The sequence below is a fragment of the Microbacterium sp. NPDC089188 genome (genome assembly GCF_040685155.1).
Classification (GTDB): Bacteria; Actinomycetota; Actinomycetes; order Actinomycetales; family Microbacteriaceae; genus Microbacterium; species Microbacterium galbum.
Window position 1 is genome coordinate 974,288 of sequence record NZ_JBFBHH010000001.1, and the last position, 21,261, is coordinate 995,548.

Sequence of the window (21,261 nt, forward strand, 5' to 3'; positions counted from 1 at the left end):
ACCGAAAGGACCCGTGTGATCTCTCCGTCCGTGCGGCTGATCGGCCCGCGCATCGGCCGCCGCCGCGACGTCTCCGTCGCCGCGGAGCCCCGCCCTCCCGTGTCGTGGACCGTCGACGCGCCGACGGGATGGCGGGCCGAGAGCGCCGAGCTGCGTCTCGACGACGCCGAACCGGTCGCGGTGCCCGCCCACGGGGTGCTGGTGCCGTGGCCCTTCGCCGACCTGGCCGCCGGCGCCCGCCACACTCTGCGCGTGCGCGTGCGAGGCGTCGACGACGAATGGATGCCGTGGAGCGGGCCCGCCGAGATCGAGGCGGTGGTCTTCCCCGGGCCCTGGACGGCGCCGCTGCTCGCCATCGACGGCCCCGACACGGAAGCCGCGCCGTTCGCCGTGCGGCGCGAGATCTCCGTGGCCGACACCGTGATCGCCGCGCGCCTGTGGGTCACGGCCCACGGTGTCTTCGACGCGGCGATCGACGGCATCCCGGTCGACGACGCGCTGTTCGCGCCGGGGTGGACGGCCTACCGGAAACGGCTGGGTCTCGCCACGACCGACGTGACCGCGCTGCTGCGCCCCGGCGCGACCCAGGTGCTGTCCGTCCGCGCCGCGGGCGGGTGGTTCACCGAACGGTACGGGTTCGGCGACACCGCCGAGCGCTTCTACGGCGACCAGGCCGCCGTGGGAGCCGTGCTGCGGCTGACGCACCGCGACGGGCGCGTCGAGGAGATCGGCTCCGACGAGCGGTGGCGGCTGACGCGGCGCATCGAGATCGTCTCCAGCGGGCTGTACGCGGGCGAGCGCGTCGACTTCCGCCGCGCGCAGGGCGGGTGGCGCGAGCCCGGTTTCGATGCGTCCGGGTGGGAGACCCCCGCGTGCATCGCGCCGATGAGCCTCCCGGCGGTGATCGACGTGGAGCCGGTGCGCCGCGTGCGCACCCTCCGCGGGTCGCGGGTGCTACCGAGCGCCGCCGGCACCCTTCTGCTCGACGTGGGCGAGAACGTCGTCGGGCGGGTGCGGCTCGTCGCCGACGGGGTCGCCGGCTCGCGCGTGACCGTGCGGCACGCCGAGGTGCTCGAGGACGGCGCCCTGAACGTCCGGCCCCTCCGTGCGGCGGCGGCGATCGACGAGTTCGTGCTCGACGGGACCGGGCCCCGCGTGTGCGGACCGGCCTTCACGTTCCACGGGTTCCGCTACGTCGAGATCACCGGCGGTGCGGTCGATCCTGCGAGCGTGGTGATCGACGTCCTGCGCACCGACCTCCGGCGCACCGGGTGGTTCTCGTGCTCCGACGATCGGCTCGACCGACTGCACGCCAACATCGTGCGCAGTTTCGAGGGCAACGCGCTCGCGCTGCCGACCGACTGCCCGCAGCGCGACGAGCGTCTGGGGTGGACGGGTGACGCGCAGGTGTTCGCCGCGACGGCGATGACGCTGTTCGACGCCGGCGCCTTCTACGCGTCCTGGCTGCGCGACCTGCGCGCCGAACAGGAACCGCGCGGGGGACGGGTCCCCACCGTCGTGCCCGACCCGCTGCCGGCGCTCGGCGACGTGATGGCCGCGGGATGGGGGGATGCCGTGACGATCGTGCCGTCGGTGATGGCCGCTCGTCTCGGTGACGAGGTGATCGTCGCGGAGCTGCTGCCCTCGATGCGGGCGTGGGTCGACGCCGTCGCCGAGGCGGCGGGACCCGGGCGGCTGTGGGAGACCGGCTTCCAATACGGCGACTGGCTGGACCCCACCGTCTCGCGCCCCGACAAGGCCAAGGCCGACCCGGGACTCGTCGCGACGGCGTACTTCTTCCGCTCCGCCGACCTGGTCGCGCGCGCCGGCGGCGGGGAGGCCTACGCGCGGCTGGCGGAGGAGGTGCGCGCCGCGTTCTGCGAGGCGTACCTCACCCCGGCCGGGCGTCTGGCATCCGATGCCCCCGCCGCCTACGCTCTCGCGCTCGCCTTCGGGCTCGTCCCGGCCGAGCGCCGACAGGCCGCGGCCGATCGTCTCGCCTTCCTCCTGCGCGCCGGCGGATACCGGATGGCGACGGGGTTCCTCGGCACTCCCGTCGTGCTCGACGCGCTCCTCGACAACGGCCATGAGGCCGCAGCCGAGAGCCTGCTGCTGCAGACGATGTGTCCCTCGTGGCTCTACCCGCTGTCGATGGGCGCGACGACGATGTGGGAGCGCTGGGATGCCGTGCGCCCCGACGGGACGGTGCATCCCTCGGGGATGACGTCGCTCAACCACTACGCGCTCGGTGCCGTCGGCGACGTGCTGCACCGACGGGTGGCGGGCCTGGGGGTCGAGAAGGCGCGCGTGCACGTGCGGCCGTGGTTCGTCGAGGCCCTCACGTGGGCGGAGGCGGTGCACGACACCCCCTTCGGTCGCGCCCGGGTGCGGTGGCGGCGCGCGGGGGAGGCGATCGCCGTGACGGCGACGGTCCCGCACGGCATGCTCGCGCGGGTCGAGCTGGGCGATCGGCCGGTGTTCGAGGTCACGGCGGGGGAGCATCGGTGGATGGTCGACGCACCGCTCGCGCCGCCGCGAGAGCCGGTCGGCGTCGACAGCGACCTCGCCGTCGTCGCCGACACCCCCGGCGCGTGCGCGGTCGTGTCGGCCGCCCTGGGCGCGCACGACGTCGACATGCAGGTCGAGTTCGACGCCTACATCCGCTGGGTGCCCGGCCGCCTCCTGCGTGCCGAACTCGCCGCCGTGGCCGCGCCGCCGGCGGTGGTCGCCGCCGTCGACGCCGCGCTGCGCGATCTGGATCGCTGAGGGCGCGCCCCCGCTCAGCCCACCTTCGGCTGCTGCTGCGTGATGCAGTGGATGCCACCGCCGCGATCGAAGATCGGACGCGAGTCGATCGTCACCACGCGTCGGCCGGGATAGGCGTCGGCGATGATCTCCGCGGCGCGCGCGTCGGCGGCGTCGTCGCCGAAGCCGCACAGCACGACGCCGTCGTTGGTGACGAGGTGGTTGATGTAGCTCCAGTCGACCCAGCCGTGCTCGTCGCGCAGGGTGGAGGGGGCGGGGACGCCGGTGATCGTCACCGACCGACCGAGGGCGGCGAAGGCGTCGGTGAGCTCCCGTCGAACGAGGACCGAGACCTCGGCGTCGGGGTGCGCGGCATCCGTCTGCTCGTGCACGAGGACGTGGTCGGGCGAGGCGAAGGTCGCGACGATGTCGACGTGGCCGTTCGTGCCGAGGTCGTCGTAGTCGCGGGTGAGGCCGCGCGAGAGCCAGATGGCGTCGGTCGCGCCGATCGTGCGCGCCATCTCGGCCTCCACCCGCGCGCGGTCGGCGAAGGGGTTGCGCCGCGGGTCGAGCTGCACCGTGTCGGTGAGCAGCACGGTGCCTCGACCGTCGACGTGCAGGCCGCCGCCCTCGGCCACGAGCAGCGAGTCGATGCGCTCGGCGCCGGCGTGCGCGGCGACCACGCGCGCGAGCAGCGCCGACTTCTGCCACTCGGCCCAGTCGGGGGCGCCCCAGCCGTTGAAGATCCAGTCGACGGCTCCGAGCACGCCCGGGCGGTCGGGGTCGACGACGAAGGTCGGGCCCACGTCGCGCATCCAGAACTCGTCGAGGGGCGCTTCGACGATCTCGACGTCGGTCGACAGCATGCGCCGGGCGCGCGCGATCTCGGTCGGATCGACGACCATCGTCACGGGCTCGAACTGCGCCACGGCGTGCGCGACCTCGGTCCACGCGCGATAGCCCTCGTCGCGGGTCTCGGCACCCTCGCCGAGGGTGACGCCCTCGCGCGGGAAGGCCATCCACGTGCGCTCGTGCGGGGCGGATTCGATGGGCATGCGCCACATGGCGGGCTCCTGGGGTTCGGTACGGGGGCGGATTCAGCGGCGGGGGATGCCGCGCGGGGTCAGAAGCCGGTGCTCAGCACACGGTCCAGCGCATCGACGAAGACGTCGACCGAGGCCCGCGTGATCACCAGCGGAGGCTTGATCTTCAGCACGTTCTGGAAGTCGCCGGTCGGCTGCATGATGACGCCCCGCTCGAGCAGACGGTCGCAGATCGCCGCGGTCTCGGTCGTGGCGGGTTCGAGGGTCTCGCGGTCGCGCACGAACTCGAGCCCCAGGTAGAGCCCCGATCCGTGCACGGCGCCGACGAGGTCGTGCCGCTCGCCGAGCTCTTCGAGGCGGCGCTGCAGGTGTCCGCCGACGACCCGCGCGTTCTCCTGCAGGCCCTCTTGCTCGATCACGTCGAGCACGGCCATGCCGATGGCCGACGACACCGGCGATCCGCCGGTGGAGGAGAAGAAGTAGCCCTGCGTACGGTAGCGGTCGGCGATCTCCCGGCGCGTGATGACGGCTCCGAGCGGGTGCCCGCCGCCGATGGACTTGGCGACCGCGACGATGTCGGGAACGGCATCCTGCTGCTGGAAACCCCAGAACCACTCGCCGAGCCGTCCGTAGCCGACCTGCACCTCATCGGCGATCGCGAGACCGCCGTGGCGGCGGACGGCCGCGTACACCTCGCGCAGGTATCCGTCGGGGAGCGCGACGCCGCCCGCGTTGCCGAAGTACGTCTCGGCGATCATCCCGGCGGGTCGCCGACCGGATGCCGCGAGCCCATCGATCACCGCGACCGCCTCGGGGGCGTACCGCACGGCATCCGCTCCCCGGTGTCTTCCGCGGTAGGAGTTCGCCGCGTCGACGGTGTGCACCCACTCGGGTCGCGTCTCGAGGGCGAAGGGGTTGTCGGCGATGGAGGTCGACACCGCATCGCTGGCGTAGGTCCAGCCGTGGTACGCCTCGCGCATCGCGACGATGTCGGGGCGTCCGGTCGCCGCCATCGCCAGGCGGATCGCGAGGTCGGTCGCCTCCGACCCGGAGTTGACGAAGAAGACCGTGTCGAAGCCGTCGGGGAGGGTCGCGGCGATGCGGTCGGCGTAGTCGGCGATCGCGCGGTAATGGAAGCGCGAGTTGGTGTTGAGCAGGTGCATCTGGCGCGATCCCGCCGCCACGACGTGCGGGTGGGCGTGACCGACCGAGGCGACGTTGTTGACCATGTCGAGGTAGACGCGGCCCTCGACGTCGATGAGCAGCTCGCGCCACCCGCGTTCGATGCGCGGCGGCACCCCGTAGTAGTGCTCCTGCACCTCGGCGAGCACCTCGTGGCGCCGTTGCAGGGAGTCATCGTGCGCCGGTGCGGTGGGAGGGAGGCCGAGGGCGGCTCCGGGATCGCCGGCGACCTCGCGCCACGCGTCGGCGAGGGCGCGGGTGGTGCGCGGGGGAGGGACGAGCCCGTCGACGCTCCGCCGCACCGACAATCGCGTCCGCGCGGGGAGGGTTCCGGATGCCGCAGCGGCGGCGGCTCCGCTGATCGTCAGGGCCTCGGCATCCTCCGTCACGATGAGCGCATCGCCGTCGACGCGGGTGTCGCCGTCGAGGAGCAGCGGTTCGGCGAGCCACACGAGCACGTCGGTGGGCACGGTCTCGGCGGTCGAGGGGAGCGGGTCGGTCGTTCCGGTGAGGCGCGCGCGCCACGCGGGGACGGTCGCGATGTCGGCGCCGGCGTCGAGTGCGGCGAGGGCCGCGTCGTCGAGGGTCGCGGCGTCGAGCCAGGCTCCCGCGTCGTTGAGCGGAGACTCGGTCGAGGCGTCCAGCTCGACGCGGCGCCCGGGCGGCAGCAGCGGCGTCCCGGTCCAGCCGGGCTCGCTCCGCCGCGGGCGACCGAGGGCCGCACGCGTCGCCGCGGTGAGGACGGGGAGGGGCACGGATGCCGCCTGCTCGAGGATGCGGAACTCCCGCTCGAGCGCCCCCGAGGCGTAGTCGTTGGCGTCGTCGAGGCGCACCTGCGCGCGCCCGCTGAGCACGAGGACGGCTCCGCGGAGGACGACGAGGGGCCAGAGCGCCGTGATCTCGTCGTCGCCGAGGTCGCGCGCCCGGTCGAAGGCGCGGATCGCGGGGAAGGCGCTCTCGGGGGTGGCGCCGTCGTGGTGCAGCACGGAGGAGACGGTGACGGCGATCTCGCCCACCCGCCACGACGCGCACACGTCGCCGAAGTCGATGACGGCGTCGGGCACTGTCGCGCCGGGGGCGCGCAGGACGTTGTCGTCGGTGACGTCGAAGTGCCCGGCCTGCAGCGGGAGGGCGTCGGCGACGGGCGCGAGGGCGGCCCGGGCCGCGTCGGCGGCGCGCTGCACGGTGCCGCGCACCTCGGCGTCCGGATCGAGGGGGAGCAGGGTGTCGATCACGCGCGCGGCGTGGCGGAGGTCCCACTGCAGCACGCGGCCGCTCGCGGGGTGCGTGAAGTCGGCGAGCGCGAGGCTCACCGCACCGGCAAGGGCGCCGAGTCCCTCCACGACCGCGGGCGCGAGGTAGCTCGAGCCGGTGAGCGTGCGCCCCGCGATGTTCTCGATCACGCGCGCGTGGATGCGCCCCTGGCTGGAGTCCCACCAGGTCGACATCGGCCCGTGAGGGCCGTCGACGATGCGGGGGATGCGCACGTGCGGGCTCCGTTCGGCTACGCGGGACGCCGCGGCATCCTGCAAGTCGATCTCAGCCTCGCTGAAGACGGGATTGCTGAGCTTCAGCACGCCGAGGGGCTCAGTCGATCCGCGAGGGAACACACGGAAATTCTGGTCCTGCTGACTGCCGAGCGCCTGCACGTCGATCTCCACGCCGAACGTCTCGGCGAAGAGGGACTGCACCTCGTCGTCGCGGAGCGTCGGGGTGGGCAGGTCGACCTGGCGGAAGTAGTCGAACACCGGGACGGGGGTCGTGTCGTTCACGGGCTGTTCCTCGGGTGATGCGGGTGTCACAGGGGAGAGTCGGATGCCGTGCCCACGGCGCCGGCGACGGCTCCGCCGGCGTCGCGCACGGCGACGACGACGAGCGGACCGAAGGGAGCGACCCACTCGCTCACGGGCTCACCGTACGCGTCGGGCGCGACGCGGGCCATCCCGCGGAGGTGGTCGCCCTCGACCTCCACGTCGACCCGCACGCCGTCGACGTAGGCGGCGTGGTCGCGGGCCGTGCCGCCGGTGATCGTCGCGCGGAAGCGCACGAGTCCGCCGTCGCGGCGTACCTCGTCGACGACGACCGCGAGCTCTCCCTCGCCCGTCGGCCGGGGGGCGGCGAACAGCGCCTCGTCGGGCAGGGCGGGCGTGCGCGCAGGGGCGGTGCGGCGCTGCCCGAGGCCGGCGATCGCGGCTCCGAGCTGCACGAGGCGGACGTCGCTGTAGGCGGGCCCGGCGATGGTGAGGCCCACCGGCATCCCGGTGTCGTCCATGGTGCCCATCGGCACGGTGACGGTCGGGATGCCGAGGTGGCGGGGTACGAGGTTGCCGTTCGAGACCCAGACGCCGTTGCGCCAGGCGATGTCGGCCGAGGCGGGGTTCACGTCGGCGTCGGCGGGGCCGACATCGGACTGCGTGGGGAAGATCACGGCGTCGATACCCTCGGCGTCCATCCACTGCTCGACGTCGACGCGGCGGGTGTGCTCGAGGCCGCGGAGGCCGTCTTCGAGGCTCGCGACGTCGCGCCAATCCGACTCCCACTCCGCGGCGCGGGCGACGTACTCGCCGATGTCGTACGAGATGTCGTAGTGCCAGATGCCGTAGCGGTCGGGCAGGGCGCCGGACGGGTGGGGGAAGATCAGCGCGGGGTCGGCGTCGGACAGCCGGGGCAGCGCCGGGTCGCCGTTGGTGCGGAGGAACGTGTCCATCGCCCACACCGCGAGGTCGCCCACCTCGTCGTCGAGGAACTCCCGCGTGACGAACCCGCGGTCGAGGAAGTCCTCGTCGCCGTCGTGCAGCTTCTCGTAGCGGTCGACGACGGGGAAAGCGGTCTCGACCACCTCGGCGCCCGCGGCCTCGAGGTCGCCGCGCAGGTCTTCCCACAGTCGCATCACGCTGTCGCGCGTGAGGATGGGCGAGGCGTTGTCGGGATCGCCGTTGACGTAGATGCGGGGCACCGCGAGCCGCAGGCCCGCGAGCGGCAGGGGCTCCAACCGGGTGAAGGAGTCGGGGCGCACCTCGGACGGGCGGGGCAGCGGGATCCACGGCTGGGTGCGCCACAGGTCGCCTTCGGTCTGCGGGTCGTCGGCGACGACGGCGTCCAGCACGTGCTGCAGATCGCCGATCGTGCGGGTGTGCGGCACGACGACGTCCATCGTCGGCACGAGCGGCCAGTTGCCGCGCACCGAGATGACGCCGCGCGAGGGCGTGTACGCGACGAGGGCGTTGTGCGAGGCCGGCGCGCGACCCGACGACCAGGTCTCCTCGCCCAGGCCGAAGGCGCAGAAGCTGGCGGCTGTGGCGGTTCCCGAGCCGTTGGACGAACCCGAGCCGAACGCGGAGGTGAGGTATTCGCCGTTGTACGGCGATTCGGCGCGTCCGTGGACGCCGCGCTGCATGCCGCCGGCCGCCATCGGGGGCATCGTGGTCAGTCCGAGGAACACCGCCCCGGCCGCGCGCAGGCGCTCGATCGCGAAGGCGTCGTCGCCGGCGATGAGGTCGCGGAACGCCGGGGAGCCGGATGCCACGGGCAGACCCTCGACGCGGTAGCTGTCCTTGGCCGTGAAAGGGATGCCGTCGAGGGGGCCGATCGTCTCGCCTCGGGCGCGACGCCGATCACTCGCCCGCGCGTGCGCGAAGGCCCGGGGATCGAGCACGGGGACGCTGGTGAGCCGGATGCCGGTGCGGTCGTACGCGGCGATGCGGTTGAGGTACCGGGCGACGAGCTCGACGCTCGTGACATCGCCGGCGTCGAGGGCGGCGCGCAGCCGGTCGATGTCGGCTTCGACGACGGTGAAGGCCTCGGTGGTCATGGCAGAAAACCTACACCGTTTGTTTTGTGAGTTCGAGAGGGATTTCCGTCCCCACGAGCGTTCCCCCCCCCACTCGGCAAGAGCTACCCCTGGGCGGCGCCGTCCTGGCACGATTCGAGGATGGATGCCACGACCGACGAACCCGCACTCCTGCCCGACCGCCCACGCACCGATTCACGCCGACCCGTCGCGCTGATCGTGGGCGTCGTCGCGACCGTGCTCTTCGTGGCGCTGCGGCTCGCGGTCGACCTCGACGGGGGTGCGCCGCTCGCCTTCGACCAGTGGTGGGACGACACCATGGCCGCGCTCGCGAACCCCGTCGTGGTGATCATCGCCTGGATCCCCGCCACGGTGGGCGGCACCATCGGCATGATCGTGATCGGCATCTCCACCACCATCGTGTTCCTGCTGGTCAAGCGCCCGTGGGACGCCCTGAACGTGGCGGGGGCCATCGCCCTGGTCGTGCTGATCGGCGCCCCCCTGGCGGCCGTCATCGCCCGCGCGCGGCCCACCGACTCGCTGGCCGAGACGCAGGCGACCTCGTTCCCCTCCGGTCACACGGCGGTGGCCACGACGATCGCGATCACGCTCGCGCTCATCCTCCGCCGCGGATGGATCTGGGTCGCGGGGACGGTCTGGGTGCTGCTCATGATGTGGAGCCGCACCTACCTCCACGCGCACTGGCTGTCGGACGTCGTCGCCGGCTTCCTCGAGGGCGTCGCGGTGTCGACGCTCGTGTGGGCGCTGGTGGAAGTGTGGCGCGTGCGTCGCGCGCAACGGGTGGCCGAGGTCGACTCCTGAGCGCTAGCGTGCACGGATGACTTCCGCCTCCGCTTCCTCCGCGGCCGATAAGGCACAGGACTCCACCGCCTTCCGCGTCGCGGCGCGGATCGGCTACGTCGTCCTCGGGCTGCTGCACCTGCTCATCGGGGCGATCGCCATCTCGATCGCGACCGGCGGCGGGGGCGAGAGCGCCGATCAGAGCGGTGCGATCCAGCAGGTGGCGGCGGCGCCGGCGGGAATGCTGCTGCTCTGGGTCATCGTCATCGGTCTCGCCGCTCTGGCCGTGTGGCAGATCGCGGATGCCGTCGCCGAGCGCGATCCGGATACGAAGAAGCGCTGGGCGCACCGCGCGAAGTACGTCGGAACCGCCGTCGCCTACGGGGCGATCGGCGCCACGGCCCTCACGGCGGTGCTCGGAGGCCGTTCCGAGTCGGCCGACTCCTCCCGCACGCTGAGCGCCCAGCTCATGGCGATGCCCGGCGGCGTCTTCGTGCTCGTCCTCATCGGGCTCGTCGTGGCGGCGGTGGGCGTCGCGTTCGTGGTGCGCGGCGTCACGAAGGCCTTCTTGAAGCGGCTGTCGAGCCCGGGCGGGGAGATCGGCCGCGGAATCCGCATCTTCGGGATGGTCGGCTACATCGCCAAGGGCATCGCGGTCGGCGTCGCCGGCATCCTGTTCCTCGTCGCCGCCTCCGCGCACGATCCGAACGCCGCGGGCGGACTCGACGCGGCGCTGCGCGCTCTCGCCGGGCTCCCCTTCGGACAGTTCGTGCTGTGGCTCGTGGGCGCGGGACTCGTCGTGTACGGCCTGTTCTGCTTCGCCCGCGCGCGCTACGCCCGCATGTGACGAGCGTCGCTCAGGCGGCGCGGGGCCGAGCTCCGGCGATGAGCAGCGACAGGCCGAGTTCGAACGCGCGCGTGGCGACCGGATCCACCGGGTCGTGGGCGGAGAGCGTGGCGTAAGCGGCGGCGAAGCGCGGCACGGCCGCCTCCTGCCCGGTCGGGTCGAACATCACCGCCGGTCCGCTCATGTCGAGCACGCTGCCGAGGATGAACGACTCGAACGCCGTCAGCAGCGGCAGGATGTCCTCGCTCGTCCAGCCGACGCCCTCGGCCGCGACGGCGAAGTCCTCGTACTGCGACATCAACAGCGGCGCCGACGAGCGGTGCGACATGAGGAGGGGGATCGTCCTCGGATGCCGGCGGAAGGCGTCGCGGTACGAGCGGGCCCAGAGCAGGAGCCCCTCCTCCCACTCCCGGTCCCGCAGGAACGACGAGTCGATGCGCGACGACACGAGCGCGCGCACGTCCTCGACCAGCGCGGCCAGATTGGGCACGTGGTTGTAGAGCGAGGTGGGGTGCACCTTGAGGCGGTCGGCGACGCGGCGGATGCTCGCGCCCTCGCTGCCGTCACGGTCGACGAGGGCGAGGGCGGCGCGGGCGATCGCGTCGCGCGAGAGCTTGGGCTGGGTCGGCCGGGGCACGGCGGGGCCTTTCGGTGGTGTCCGACCACGGTACGCGATGCGCGTGGCGCGGGCCGTGCGCGGCTGCGCGGGACGCTGAGGCATCCGCCCGCGCGGGGTGCGATCGCCGGGGATCGCAGCGGGCGTCCGGGCAACCCCCACCCGTCACCCAGGCGGGTCGGATATCCCAGGAGGACCACGCCGACGAGGAGACCCATGACCGCTCCAGCCGCTTTTCCCCGTCGACGCGCGGGTGTCGCCGGTTTCATCGCCCTCGGGCTGACGGCGCTCGCCGGGTGTGCGCCCGAGGGGCGGACGGATGCCGTCCCCACGGCGTCACCGTCCACCTCTCCCCGCGTGTCGGCGCCCGGCTCCGCGCCCGCCCTCGGCGACCCCGCGGTCGTGGTCGACGGACTGACGACGCCGTGGTCGGTGGCGTCCTCCGGCGGCGTGATCCTGCTCAGCCAGCGCGACACCGGCGAGATCCTCGAGGTCGTCGACGGCGACGCGCGCCTGGTCGGGGCGATCCCGGGCGTCGCGCCCGGCGGGGAGGGCGGACTCCTCGGCATCGCCGTCCGCGACGGCTTCCTCTACGCGTACGCGACCACCGCGGACGACAACCGCGTGCTACGGTCGCCGCTCGAGGGCGAGCCCGGGGCACTGCGCCTGGGCGCCGCGCAGACGGTGCTCGACGCAATCCCGTCCGCGAACATCCACAACGGCGGGCGCATCGCCTTCGGGCCCGACGGGATGCTCTACGTCACCGCGGGCGACGCGTCGGAACCGCGAGCCGCCCAGGACCCGGAGGCGCTCGGCGGCAAGATCCTGCGCGTGGCCGCCGACGGCTCGATTCCCGCCGACAACCCCTTCCCCGGCTCGCCCGTCTGGAGCCTCGGCCACCGCAACCCGCAGGGGATCGGGTGGGATGCCGAGGGCACCATGTACGCGTCGGAATTCGGTCAGAACACGTGGGACGAGCTGAACGTCATCGAGCCGGGCGCGAACTACGGCTGGCCCGAGGTCGAGGGCATCGGCGGGCGGGACGGGTTCGTCGATCCGGTGCAGCAGTGGGCTCCCGCCGAGGCGAGCCCGAGCGGCCTCGCGGTCGTGGACGGCGCGGTCGTGATCGCGAACCTCCGTGGCCAGCGGGTCCGCGTCGTGCCGACGTCCGACCTGGCGTCGGCCGAGGAGTATCTCGTGGGCGACTACGGCCGCCTGCGCGATGTGGTCGCCGCGCCCGACGGGGCCGTGTGGGTGGTCACGAGCAACACCGACCGCGGCGGAGGCGACACCGACGCCATCCTCCGGGTGCCGCTCGTTCGCGACTGAGGGCGCTCAGGGCGTGAGGACGGTGACGCCCGCCTCGGCGAGGGCCGCGGCGAGGTCGGGCGACGGCGGCGCGTCGGTGATGAGGTAGTCCGCCTTCTCGAGCGGCGCGATCTGCGCGAACAGGCGGCGATCGAGCTTCGAGGAATCGGCCAGGATCGCCGTGCGATCGGCTTTCTGGATCATCTCGGTCATCATCGTGGCGTCGCCGAGGTTGCTCGTCGAAAAGCCCGAGCCGTCGACCGCGCCGACCGCGATGAGCGCGTAGTCGCACCGGATGTCGACCTCGGGGGAGTGCGAGTTCATCGCGAGCGTGACGGGCCCCGTCGTCGCCTGCGTGATCGTGCGCACCGCGCCGCCGAAGATGAAGAGGTCGCGGAACGCCGAGGGCGAGATCTCCGCCGGGATGCGCAGATTGTTGGTCGCGATCGTCAGGTCGCGGTGGTTGCGCAGGGCGCGGGCGACGGCGAGCGTTGTGGTGCCGGCGTTGAGCATCAGTACGGAACCGTCTTCGATCAGCTCGACGGCGAGGGCCGCGATGCGTTCCTTCTCGGCGATCTGCATCTGCGAGCGCACGTCGAGGCCGCGATCGCGACCGGGAACCGACATGGCGCTGACGGCTCCGCCGTGCGTGCGCACGACGATGCCCTCGCGGTCGAGCTGGTCGAGGTCGCGGCGCACGGTGTCGATGGAGACGCCGAAGTGCGAGGCGAGGTCGACCACGGTGACCTGGCCCGAATCGGCGACGTAGGCGGCCAACTCCGCTTTGCGCCCCGCCGGCAGTCGCCGCTTCGTCGTGGCTGTGGATGCGTCCATGCGGTCGTGTCTAGCACAGGACCGCACGAACAGCGGCAGAATTCGCGGCAAAACAGCACGGAAGTGCGCTTCCGTGCGTGAATGTGCCCCGATTGCCCGCATTTGTTTGCCGGAATTGTCACGAATCTGCATCAGTCCCTTGACCCGCCCGGCAGACCGGCGCATACTCGTGCTGAAAGACGCAAGAACGCGCAGAACAGCGCGAAATGCAGCAGATCTCAACGAGGAGAAACGATGGACAACAGCGGGCGCCGGCGTCGGAACGCCATCAAGCTCGTCGGAGTCGCGGCAGCGGCCACGACCCTCCTGGCCATGGCGGGGTGCTCGTCGAACACCTCGGCCACCTCGGCCGACGGAGACGTCACGATCGAGTTCGCGCAGTGGTGGGAGCCGGAGCTCGGCGACGGCCAGTTCCGCGGTCTCATGGACCAGTTCGAGCAGGAGAACCCCGGCATCAAGGTCGACCTGGTGAGCGGCCCCTACGCCTCGACGAAGGAGCAGCTCTTCGCCGGTGCGGCCTCCGGCACCATGCCCGACGTCGTCGGTCTCGACGGTGCGTGGGTGAGCGACTTCGCCAAGCAGGGCGTCATCGCCGACCTGTCGCAGCTCATGAGCGACTCCGGCTACGACGACAGCCAGCTCGCCAGCCAGATCAAGGTCGACGGCAGCACCTACATGATCCCGGTGGTGAACTTCGTCTACCCGATGTTCACCAACGACGGTCTGCTCTCGCAGGCGGGCGTCTCGGCCCCGCCGTCGACGCGCACCGAGTTCGCCGACGCGGCGAAGAAGATCAAGGCCCTCGGCGGCGACGTCTCGGGCTGGGTGCTCCCGCTCTCGCTCGAGGCCCCCAACGGCGTGCAGAACGACGTCATGTCGTGGGTCTGGGCCTCCGGAGGCTCCATGTTGAAGGACGGGCAGCCCGACCTCACCAACTCCGACGTGTCGTCGGCGACCGACTACATCCAGCAGCTGTGGGATGACGGCGTCATCGCTCCGGGGTCCTTCACCATGAAGGAGCAGGACAAGGTGGAGGAGTTCACCAACGGTCGCGTGGGGATGATGATCGACTCGCTCGCGCACATCAACCTCATCCGCGAGTCCAACCCCGACCTGACCTTCTCGATCTCGGCCATCCCCGCCGAAGACGGTTTCTCGGGCGAACGCGGCATCCCCTACGCCTCGTGGGGCATCGGTGTCGCCGAGAACTCCGAGCACAAGGACGCCGCCTTCAAGCTCGTGCAGTTCCTGATGAGCAAGGACGTCAACAGCGAGCTGTCGACCATGGCGAAGGCCTTCCCCGGCAACACCGAGAGCGTGCCCACGTTCGTGGAGGACGACGAGCTGTTCAAGACGGCGTTCGACATCTACAAGGAGGGCTACCCGGCGAACGAGTTCACCGGTCTCCCCGTCGCCGAGGAACTCATGCGCCAGTTCGGCGAGCAGTTCCAGTCCGCGCTCGACGGTCAGCAGTCGATGAGCGACGCGCTGAAGAAGACGCAGGACGAATGGACGTCGGAGTTCTGATCCGACCCCGATCCGGGATGCCGCACCGCCTTCGCGGGTGGTGCGGCATCCCGCCCATCGAAAGCCGCACACCATGACCATGCGCACCCTGACTCCCCCCGACACCGAGGTCATCGTCACCGGACGACCGGTCTCGCGCCGCACCCGGCAGCTCCGCAAGGCAGGCGAGGCCTACGTCTTCCTCTCGCCCACGCTGATCCTGCTGTTCGTCCTGATGATCGTCCCGATCGTCATGGTGATCGGCTACTCGTTCCAAGACAACGTCATCCTGAACAAGAGCCCCGAGGTCGTCGGTGCCGACAACTACGTCGCGATCCTCACCGACCCCGGTTTCTGGAAGGCCACCGGCAACACCCTCTTCTTCACGCTCACCAGCGTCGCCGCCCACCTCGTCCTCGGGCTGTCGTTCGCGATGATGCTGAACTCCCGCCTCATCGGCGCCGTCCCCCGGGCGATCTTCCGCGGCCTGTACGTGCTGCCGTGGCTGTTCACCGTCGCCGTCATCGCGGTGCTGTGGCGGATGCTGCTCGCCCCCAACGGCATCGTCAACTTCCTGCTCAACACGAACATCGAGTGGCTCGCGTCGCCGCAGCTCGCGCTGGGCACGGTGACTTTCATCAACATCTGGGCCGGCTACCCGTTCTTCATGGTGAGCCTGCTCGCAGGGCTCCAGGGCATCCCGAGCGACCTCTACGAGGCGGCGACCGTCGACGGCGCCAGCCCCGCGCAGCGCTTCTGGAACGTCACCATCCCTCAGCTGCGTCCGATCATCGTCAGCCTCGTCCTGCTCGATCTCATCTGGACCTCGCAGCAGTTCGCCCTCATCTGGCTGACCACGGGCGGCGGGCCGATCGACGTGACCGAGATGCTCAGCACCTTCACCTACAAGCTCGCATTCGCCAAGTACGACTTCTCCATGGCCTCCACCTCAGCGGTGCTGGTGCTGGCGATGTCGATGATCATCGCGGTGCTCTACGTCCGCCACCAGAAGGCGAGGGACTGACATGGCCCTGACCACCCCCGCGCGCCCGCGCGTGTCGACCGCGCCGGCACGCCGGCGCCCGTCGAGCACCGTCGCCCGACGACGCCTCGCCAAGACCGCCGTCATGGTCGGTCTGATCCTCGGCGCCGTCTTCGCCGCCGGTCCCGTGCTGTGGATGCTGTCGAGCTCGTTCAAATCGAACACGCAGATCTTCGAGCTGCCGCCGCGTCTGATCACCGACACCTTCTCGTTCGACGCCTACGTGTCGATCTTCACCAACCCCGAGACCGTGCGGTTCTTCATCAACAGCTACGTCGTGGCGGGAGCGGTCACGATCCTGACGCTCCTCGTGGCCATCCAGGCCGCCTACGCCTTCAGCCGCTTCGAGTTCCGCGGCAAGCGCATCGTCAACGTCATCATCGTCAGCGTGCAGGCGGTGCCGCCCATCACACTGCTGATCCCGTACTTCGGTCTCATGGTCGGGCTGGGGCTGTACAACACCTACCCCGGGCTGATCTTCACCTACATGGTGTTCACGCTGCCCTACGCGATCATCATGATGACCGGGTATTTCAACACCCTGCCGAAGGAACTCGACGAGGCCGTCCGCGTCGACGGCGCCGGCTCCTTCACGGCCCTGTGGCGCGTGCTCGTGCCGATCTCGATCCCCGGGATCGTGTCGGTCGGCATCTACACGTTCATGATCGCGTGGAACGAGTTCCTCTTCGCCCTGACCCTCACGCGGACGATCGACATGCGCACGGTGCCGATCGGCATCCAGCTGCTCATGGGCCAGCACTCCTACGAGTGGAACCAGATCATGGCGATGAGCATCCTCGGCTCGATCCCGGTGCTGGTGCTCTTCCTCTTCTTCCAACGCTTCTTCATCAGCGGCCTCACGGCCGGCTCGGTGAAGAGCTGATCCCGACCAACCACCCCGAACAAGGAGAAATCCGTGCTCTACACCGGCAAGTCCATCCTCGACGTGGCGAACGCCCACAGCTTCGCCATCCCGGCCTTCAACATCAGCGACTGGGCGATGTTCACCGGGATCATGGACATCAGCGAGGAGAAGAACGCTCCGGTCATCATCGCCATCCACCCCGACGAGGTGTCGCACATCACGACCGACCTCATCCCCGCCATGCACGCCCGCGCCCACCGGTCGAGCGTGCCCGTGGCCATCCACTGGGACCACGGCGGAACCTACGAGCAGATCATCACCGCGATCCAGGCCGGGTTCACCTCGGTCATGATCGACGCCTCGCTCGAGCCCTTCGAGCAGAACGTCGCCCTGACCCGCAAGGTCGTCGAGGCCGCGCACGCGGTCGGCGTGCAGGTCGAGGGCGAGCTCGGCACGATCGGGGCGAACGACAGCTACGGCGAGTCGGGTGCGGCCGAGATCATCTACACCAACGTCGATGACGCCGTGCGCTTCGTCGAGCAGACGGGCGTCGACAGCCTCGCGATCGCCATCGGCACCTCGCACGGGCTCTACCCCTCCGACAAGAACCCCGAGCTGCGCCACGACCTGCTCGAGCAGATCAAGGCGGCCGTCGGCATCCCGCTCGTGCTGCACGGCGGCTCCAGCAACCCGGATGCCGAACTCGCCCGCGCCGTGTCGCTCGGCATCAACAAGATCAACATCTCCAGCGACATCAAGGTCGCGTACCACGACCGCATGCGCGAGGTGCTCGGCACTGACCGTCGTCTGCGCGAGCCCAACGCCATCCAGCCCGAGCCGATCGCGGCGATGAAGGTGACGGCGGCCGAGAAGATCGACCTGTTCGGCGCCGCCGGCAAGGCCGACCTGTACTGATCGGAGGATGATCGGCGCCATGGCAGAAGACCTCGTGCTCGGGCTCGGCGGAACCGTCGACTACGAGATCCGGTGGGATGCCGCCGTCCTGTCCGCACTCGCGGAGGGGTACGGCATCCGTTCCGACGAGCTGACCACCACGACGCCGATCATCGACGAGCGGGCGCTCGTCGTGACGGTGCTCGCCTTCCTCGCCACGGGCGGGGGAGGCGAGCGCTTCGTCCTCTCCTCCGACATCGTGGAGCGATTCGCGGCGCACTTCGACGTCGAGATCACCCTCGGCGGGACCGGAGTACGGGCGGGGATCGCCCTCGACCGCATCGGCGTCCCGACCGTGCAGCACCTCGTGAGCATCGACGACAACGTGCGCAGGCTGCTCCCGCGGTCGATGCGGGTGGTGTCCTCGGCCACGCGCGACACGCTCGATCCGCACCTCATCGTGCAGTACCCCGAGGGGACCACCGTGCGCCTGGTCGACGCGGAGGTGACCGCTCCCTCGTCGAACCGCCTCATCTTCGCCAATGACGCCCCGAACCGCGAGATGGCGATCGCCGCCGAGCTCGCAGATGCCCTCGCCGACGCCGCCGCGTTCCTCGTCTCGGGCTTCAACACGATGCAGGATGCCGACCTGCTGGCGCGCCGGCTCGACGACCTCGTCGCGGCGATGCGGCGTCTTCCCGCGGACGCCCTCGTGTACTACGAGGACGCGGGGTTCTATCAGCGCGAGCTGTCGGCGGTCGTTCGCGCGCGCCTGCTCGACCGCATCGACGTCTACGGGATGAACGAGGACGAGCTCCAGGAGTACCTCGCCCGGCCCGTCGACCTCCTCTCCCCCGACGACGTCGTCGCGGCGCTCGCCGAGGCCCACGCCCTCATCCCGGCCCGCGCGCTCGTCGTGCACACGAAGTACTGGGCGATCGCGGTGGGGCCCCGCGCCGCGGCCCACCGGCCCGGGCTCGAGAGCGCGGTGCGCACGGCGGCGACGCGCTACCGCCTCGGCGATGCCTGCACCGCCGCCGACCTCGACGAGACGGCGCGTCTGCCCCGTCACGCCGGGGGAGCGGCGGTCGTCGCGGAGGCGGAGCGGGTTCTGTCCGCCGCCGGGGTCGCCGCGTTCGTGGTCGACACCCCGCACCCCACCACCATCGGTCTCGGCGACACCTTCGTCGGAGGGTTCCTCGCGGCCGTTCCGGCGGCGGCGCGGATCGCGACCGCCGCGGCCCTCGGACGGGCCCTCGACGCGGCGGCGATGATCGCGCGCTGATCGCAATCGCTCGGCTCACCGCGCCCCGGTGTCGGCATCCGGGTCGGAGAACGGCCCACACGCCGCGATGACCCGGCGCAGCGCCACGGCGGCCTCCCACCCGTCGAGAGGCTCGTCATCGGCATCCAGCCGTCGAAGGCGCTGCGTGTAGGCGGTGAGCGCGGTGTCGGCCTCGTGGAGCTGCACGGCGGTGCCCTCCGGCTCGGGCGGTGTGGTCACCAGGCGCGACACCGCGCGAACGGCCGCGGCGAGGGTGCGGCGCGCATCGTCGGGAAGCCGCGTGTCGGCGTCGGGTCCCGCCGTGAGCCGGGTGAGGGCGGCGACGAGCTCGCGGGTCGCGTCCGCGGTGCCGGTCAGCGCGTCGAGACGTCGCCGGCCGAGGTCGCGAGGCGCGTGGAGGCGGCGCCCGCGGGGGTTGTACCGACGGCTCTCGTCGGCCAGATCCACCTCCTCGCGCACGTCGGCCAGCGTCGCCATGAGCCCCTCCGTCGCGGCCTCCGCGGCCTCGGGGTCGAAGGCGTGACCGGCCAAAGCGTCCCCCATGCGGTCCAGGGCGGCGCCCAGCGCATCGCGCAGCCGCGTCAGACGATCGTCGGCCCGCCCGACGCGCAGCGGAGGCACGACGACGAGGTTCACCACCACGCCCACCAGCACGCCGAAGGCCATCGTCATGAGGTACGACGACGAATAGCCGTCGGGGTCCGCGCCGCCCAGGAGCAGCACGAACAGCGCCGCGATCGCCACCCAGTCGCGGCCGACGCCGAGGGCACGCACCCCGGCCAGCAGCACGCCGATCAGGATCACGACCGCGACCGCGACGATGCGGGGGAGGCCCGTTCCCACCACCGCGAGCGATCCGAGTCCCAACCCGATACCGAGGGCGAGTCCCACCAGCGCCTGGACGCCGCTGGACGCCGAGCGCGCGACCGTGGGGTACATGCTCACGAGCACGCCGAGCGGGGCGTAGTACGAGTACTCGCTCTGGGCGAAGGGAACGAACGGCGCGAGGTACCAGGCGAGGGCGGCGGCCACAGCGGTCTTGGCCGCCAGCAGCAGCCGATCGGCGGAGACGGCGTCGGCCCACCAGCGACGGGGATCGAGGGCGGGGGGAACGGTCATGGGCGCGGAGTGCGGGGGCGAGTCGGCACGTTCCCATGCTGAACGTCGGGCGCACGGTCGTCGCGGGGGTTGCCGCGCCGGAGCAGTCGAGGTACGTCAGCGCCCGGGACGGTACGCGTTCCACAGCACGTGCGCGTGCCGGGCCTTCGCCTTCTCCACCCCGTCGTCGTCGTCGCGCGCCGCGCTGAACCACTCCGCGAGCCGGCTGCCCACGGCCCCGAGCACCATGCGCACCTCGGCGTGCCGCGCCGGCGGGACCGCGGCCTCTGCCGCCGGCATCCGCCCCTTCCGGGGGAGGTCGTCGTCGATGTGGCGCAGCACGAGCCGGGCGACCCCCACCGCGTGGCTGTTGACGACGCAGTGCGCCGCCCCCTCGATCTCCCACCGTCGCGCATCGCGGGCGCGCGTGACCAGGCGCGAGTGCAGTCGCCGTGGCGAGGGGCGGTCGAACTCGCCGCGCAGCAGCAGCAGCTTCGCGTGACCCGCCCCGATGCGGTCGGAGATGCGGTACCGCAGCATGTAAGGGAGCGTCTCGAGGAAGTAGACCAGGCCGCACAGCAGGTACGCCGAGACTGCGAGCAGTGCGACGTGCAGGGATTCGCGGGCGGTCGACTGCACGAAGCGCACCGCCTGCACCACGGCTCCCGACTCCTCCTCGTCGACGACCGGGCTCACGAGCACCGCGTGCGACAGCTCGGGCCGGCGCGAGAGCACCTCCGTCACGACCTGGGTCCCCATCGAATGCCCGATGAGCACGGGGTCGGTCAGGCCGTAGTGGTCGAGCACGCCCTCCACCTGGTCGGCGAAGAAGGAGGCGGTGGGCTGTGCACCGGATGCCGGCACTCCGGCGAACCCGGGGAGGTCGAGGGCGTAGACCTCGCCCCTCTCGGCCAGTAACGGCGCGAGGAATTCGAAGTAGGTCGACGCCACCCCGATGCCCGCGATCAGCACGAAGGAGCGCCCCTCGGTCGCGCCGGTCGACAGGCGTGTGATGCGCGTGCGGGCACGGGAGGAACGGTACGACTCGACCTGCACGTCGATCGAACGGTGGTCGGAGGCCATCCTTCAAGGATGCCGCACCCGGTGGGGCGACCTGTCAATCCCGGGGGGTGTGCCGGACTCCGCCGCCTAGCCTGCCGGAATGAGCGATACCTCCCGCGAAGAAGAGACCCTGGGTGCCGTCCGCGAGGGTGAGAACCCCGCCGAGAAGGACCCGTCCGACTGGGTCACCGGTGATGAGCCGATGACCGCTCCCCAGCGCAGCTACCTCGACACCCTCGCTCGCGAGGCGGGCGAGGAGATCCCGGCCGACCTCACGAAGGCCGAGGCCTCGGAGCAGATCGACCGCCTGCAGAACGAGACCGGTCGCGCCACCGAGTGACCG

At 71.4% G+C, this 21,261-nt stretch carries 16 protein-coding genes and 1 pseudogene; 10 read left to right on the plus strand and 7 right to left on the minus strand.

The genetic code is table 11. The features are described from left to right. Positions 1 to 15 precede the first annotated feature (15 nt). Entirely contained in the window at positions 16 to 2,766 is a 2,751-nt protein-coding gene (locus AB0N80_RS04475) for a family 78 glycoside hydrolase catalytic domain (RefSeq protein WP_363577794.1), read from the plus strand. A gap of 14 nt (positions 2,767 to 2,780) precedes the next feature. Here AB0N80_RS04475 and AB0N80_RS04480 read toward each other — a convergent pair whose 3' ends face one another. The 3 genes and pseudogenes from AB0N80_RS04480 to AB0N80_RS04490 form a co-directional block, all read right to left on the minus strand. Beyond that, positions 2,781 to 3,809: an agmatine deiminase family protein gene (locus tag AB0N80_RS04480; RefSeq protein ID WP_315993724.1), complete on the minus strand. Its 1,029-nt coding sequence runs from the start codon at positions 3,807 to 3,809 to the stop codon at positions 2,781 to 2,783. A 59-nt stretch (positions 3,810 to 3,868) separates the two neighbouring features. Continuing rightward, the gene (locus AB0N80_RS04485) at positions 3,869 to 6,742 is read right to left on the minus strand and encodes an aminotransferase (RefSeq protein WP_363577796.1); all 2,874 of its coding nucleotides are present in this window, start codon (positions 6,740 to 6,742) and stop codon (positions 3,869 to 3,871) included. A gap of 365 nt (positions 6,743 to 7,107) precedes the next feature. Continuing rightward, positions 7,108 to 8,781, minus strand: a pseudogene (locus AB0N80_RS04490) (amidase); the annotation flags it as partial. 120 nt (positions 8,782 to 8,901) lie between these two features. Between AB0N80_RS04490 and AB0N80_RS04495 the strand changes: the two are divergent. Next, on the plus strand, positions 8,902 to 9,582 hold the full coding sequence (locus AB0N80_RS04495) for a phosphatase PAP2 family protein (RefSeq protein WP_363387313.1): 681 nt from the start codon (positions 8,902 to 8,904) through the stop codon (positions 9,580 to 9,582). A 16-nt stretch (positions 9,583 to 9,598) separates the two neighbouring features. Further along, the gene (locus AB0N80_RS04500; protein ID WP_363577798.1) at positions 9,599 to 10,408 is read left to right on the plus strand and encodes a DUF1206 domain-containing protein; all 810 of its coding nucleotides are present in this window, start codon (positions 9,599 to 9,601) and stop codon (positions 10,406 to 10,408) included. Between the two features lie 10 nt (positions 10,409 to 10,418). On the opposite strand, the gene AB0N80_RS04505 is transcribed toward AB0N80_RS04500, so the two are convergent. Continuing rightward, on the minus strand, positions 10,419 to 11,045 hold the full coding sequence (locus tag AB0N80_RS04505) for a TetR/AcrR family transcriptional regulator C-terminal domain-containing protein (protein WP_315993720.1): 627 nt from the start codon (positions 11,043 to 11,045) through the stop codon (positions 10,419 to 10,421). A gap of 195 nt (positions 11,046 to 11,240) precedes the next feature. Here AB0N80_RS04505 and AB0N80_RS04510 point away from each other — a divergent pair, with 195 nt between their 5' ends. Continuing rightward, the gene (locus tag AB0N80_RS04510; RefSeq protein ID WP_363387306.1) at positions 11,241 to 12,353 is read left to right on the plus strand and encodes a PQQ-dependent sugar dehydrogenase; all 1,113 of its coding nucleotides are present in this window, start codon (positions 11,241 to 11,243) and stop codon (positions 12,351 to 12,353) included. A 6-nt stretch (positions 12,354 to 12,359) separates the two neighbouring features. On the opposite strand, the gene AB0N80_RS04515 is transcribed toward AB0N80_RS04510, so the two are convergent. Further along, positions 12,360 to 13,166, minus strand: a complete 807-nt coding sequence (locus tag AB0N80_RS04515; protein ID WP_363387303.1) for a DeoR/GlpR family DNA-binding transcription regulator — start codon at positions 13,164 to 13,166, stop codon at positions 12,360 to 12,362. Positions 13,167 to 13,400: 234 nt separating this feature from the next. On the opposite strand from AB0N80_RS04515, the gene AB0N80_RS04520 reads away from it, so the two are divergent. From AB0N80_RS04520 to AB0N80_RS04540, 5 genes are all read left to right on the plus strand, one after another. Continuing rightward, positions 13,401 to 14,693 (plus strand): sugar ABC transporter substrate-binding protein, encoded by a 1,293-nt coding sequence (locus tag AB0N80_RS04520; RefSeq protein WP_363577800.1) that lies wholly within the window; start codon positions 13,401 to 13,403, stop codon positions 14,691 to 14,693. A 73-nt stretch (positions 14,694 to 14,766) separates the two neighbouring features. Beyond that, positions 14,767 to 15,696, plus strand: a complete 930-nt coding sequence (locus tag AB0N80_RS04525; RefSeq protein ID WP_315993716.1) for a sugar ABC transporter permease — start codon at positions 14,767 to 14,769, stop codon at positions 15,694 to 15,696. A gap of 1 nt (position 15,697) precedes the next feature. Beyond that, a complete protein-coding gene (locus AB0N80_RS04530) occupies positions 15,698 to 16,597 on the plus strand; it encodes a carbohydrate ABC transporter permease (RefSeq protein ID WP_363387296.1) in 900 nt (299 codons plus the stop codon). 33 nt (positions 16,598 to 16,630) lie between these two features. Next, entirely contained in the window at positions 16,631 to 17,494 is an 864-nt protein-coding gene (locus AB0N80_RS04535; protein WP_076673539.1) for a ketose-bisphosphate aldolase, read from the plus strand. A gap of 19 nt (positions 17,495 to 17,513) precedes the next feature. After that, on the plus strand, positions 17,514 to 18,758 hold the full coding sequence (locus AB0N80_RS04540) for an ADP-dependent glucokinase/phosphofructokinase (protein WP_363577802.1): 1,245 nt from the start codon (positions 17,514 to 17,516) through the stop codon (positions 18,756 to 18,758). 15 nt (positions 18,759 to 18,773) lie between these two features. Here the strand turns inward: AB0N80_RS04540 and AB0N80_RS04545 are convergent, their stop codons facing one another. Together AB0N80_RS04545 and AB0N80_RS04550 are read right to left on the minus strand one after the other, a co-directional pair. Next, positions 18,774 to 19,877 carry an FUSC family protein gene (locus AB0N80_RS04545; RefSeq protein ID WP_363387288.1) on the minus strand — a complete coding sequence of 368 codons (1,104 nt, stop codon included), beginning with the start codon at positions 19,875 to 19,877 and terminating at the stop codon, positions 18,774 to 18,776. 96 nt (positions 19,878 to 19,973) lie between these two features. Next, entirely contained in the window at positions 19,974 to 20,939 is a 966-nt protein-coding gene (locus AB0N80_RS04550) for an alpha/beta fold hydrolase (protein ID WP_363577804.1), read from the minus strand. 79 nt (positions 20,940 to 21,018) lie between these two features. On the opposite strand from AB0N80_RS04550, the gene AB0N80_RS04555 reads away from it, so the two are divergent. Further along, a complete protein-coding gene (locus AB0N80_RS04555) occupies positions 21,019 to 21,258 on the plus strand; it encodes a DUF3072 domain-containing protein (RefSeq protein WP_315993711.1) in 240 nt (79 codons plus the stop codon). Positions 21,259 to 21,261: the final 3 nt, after the last annotated feature.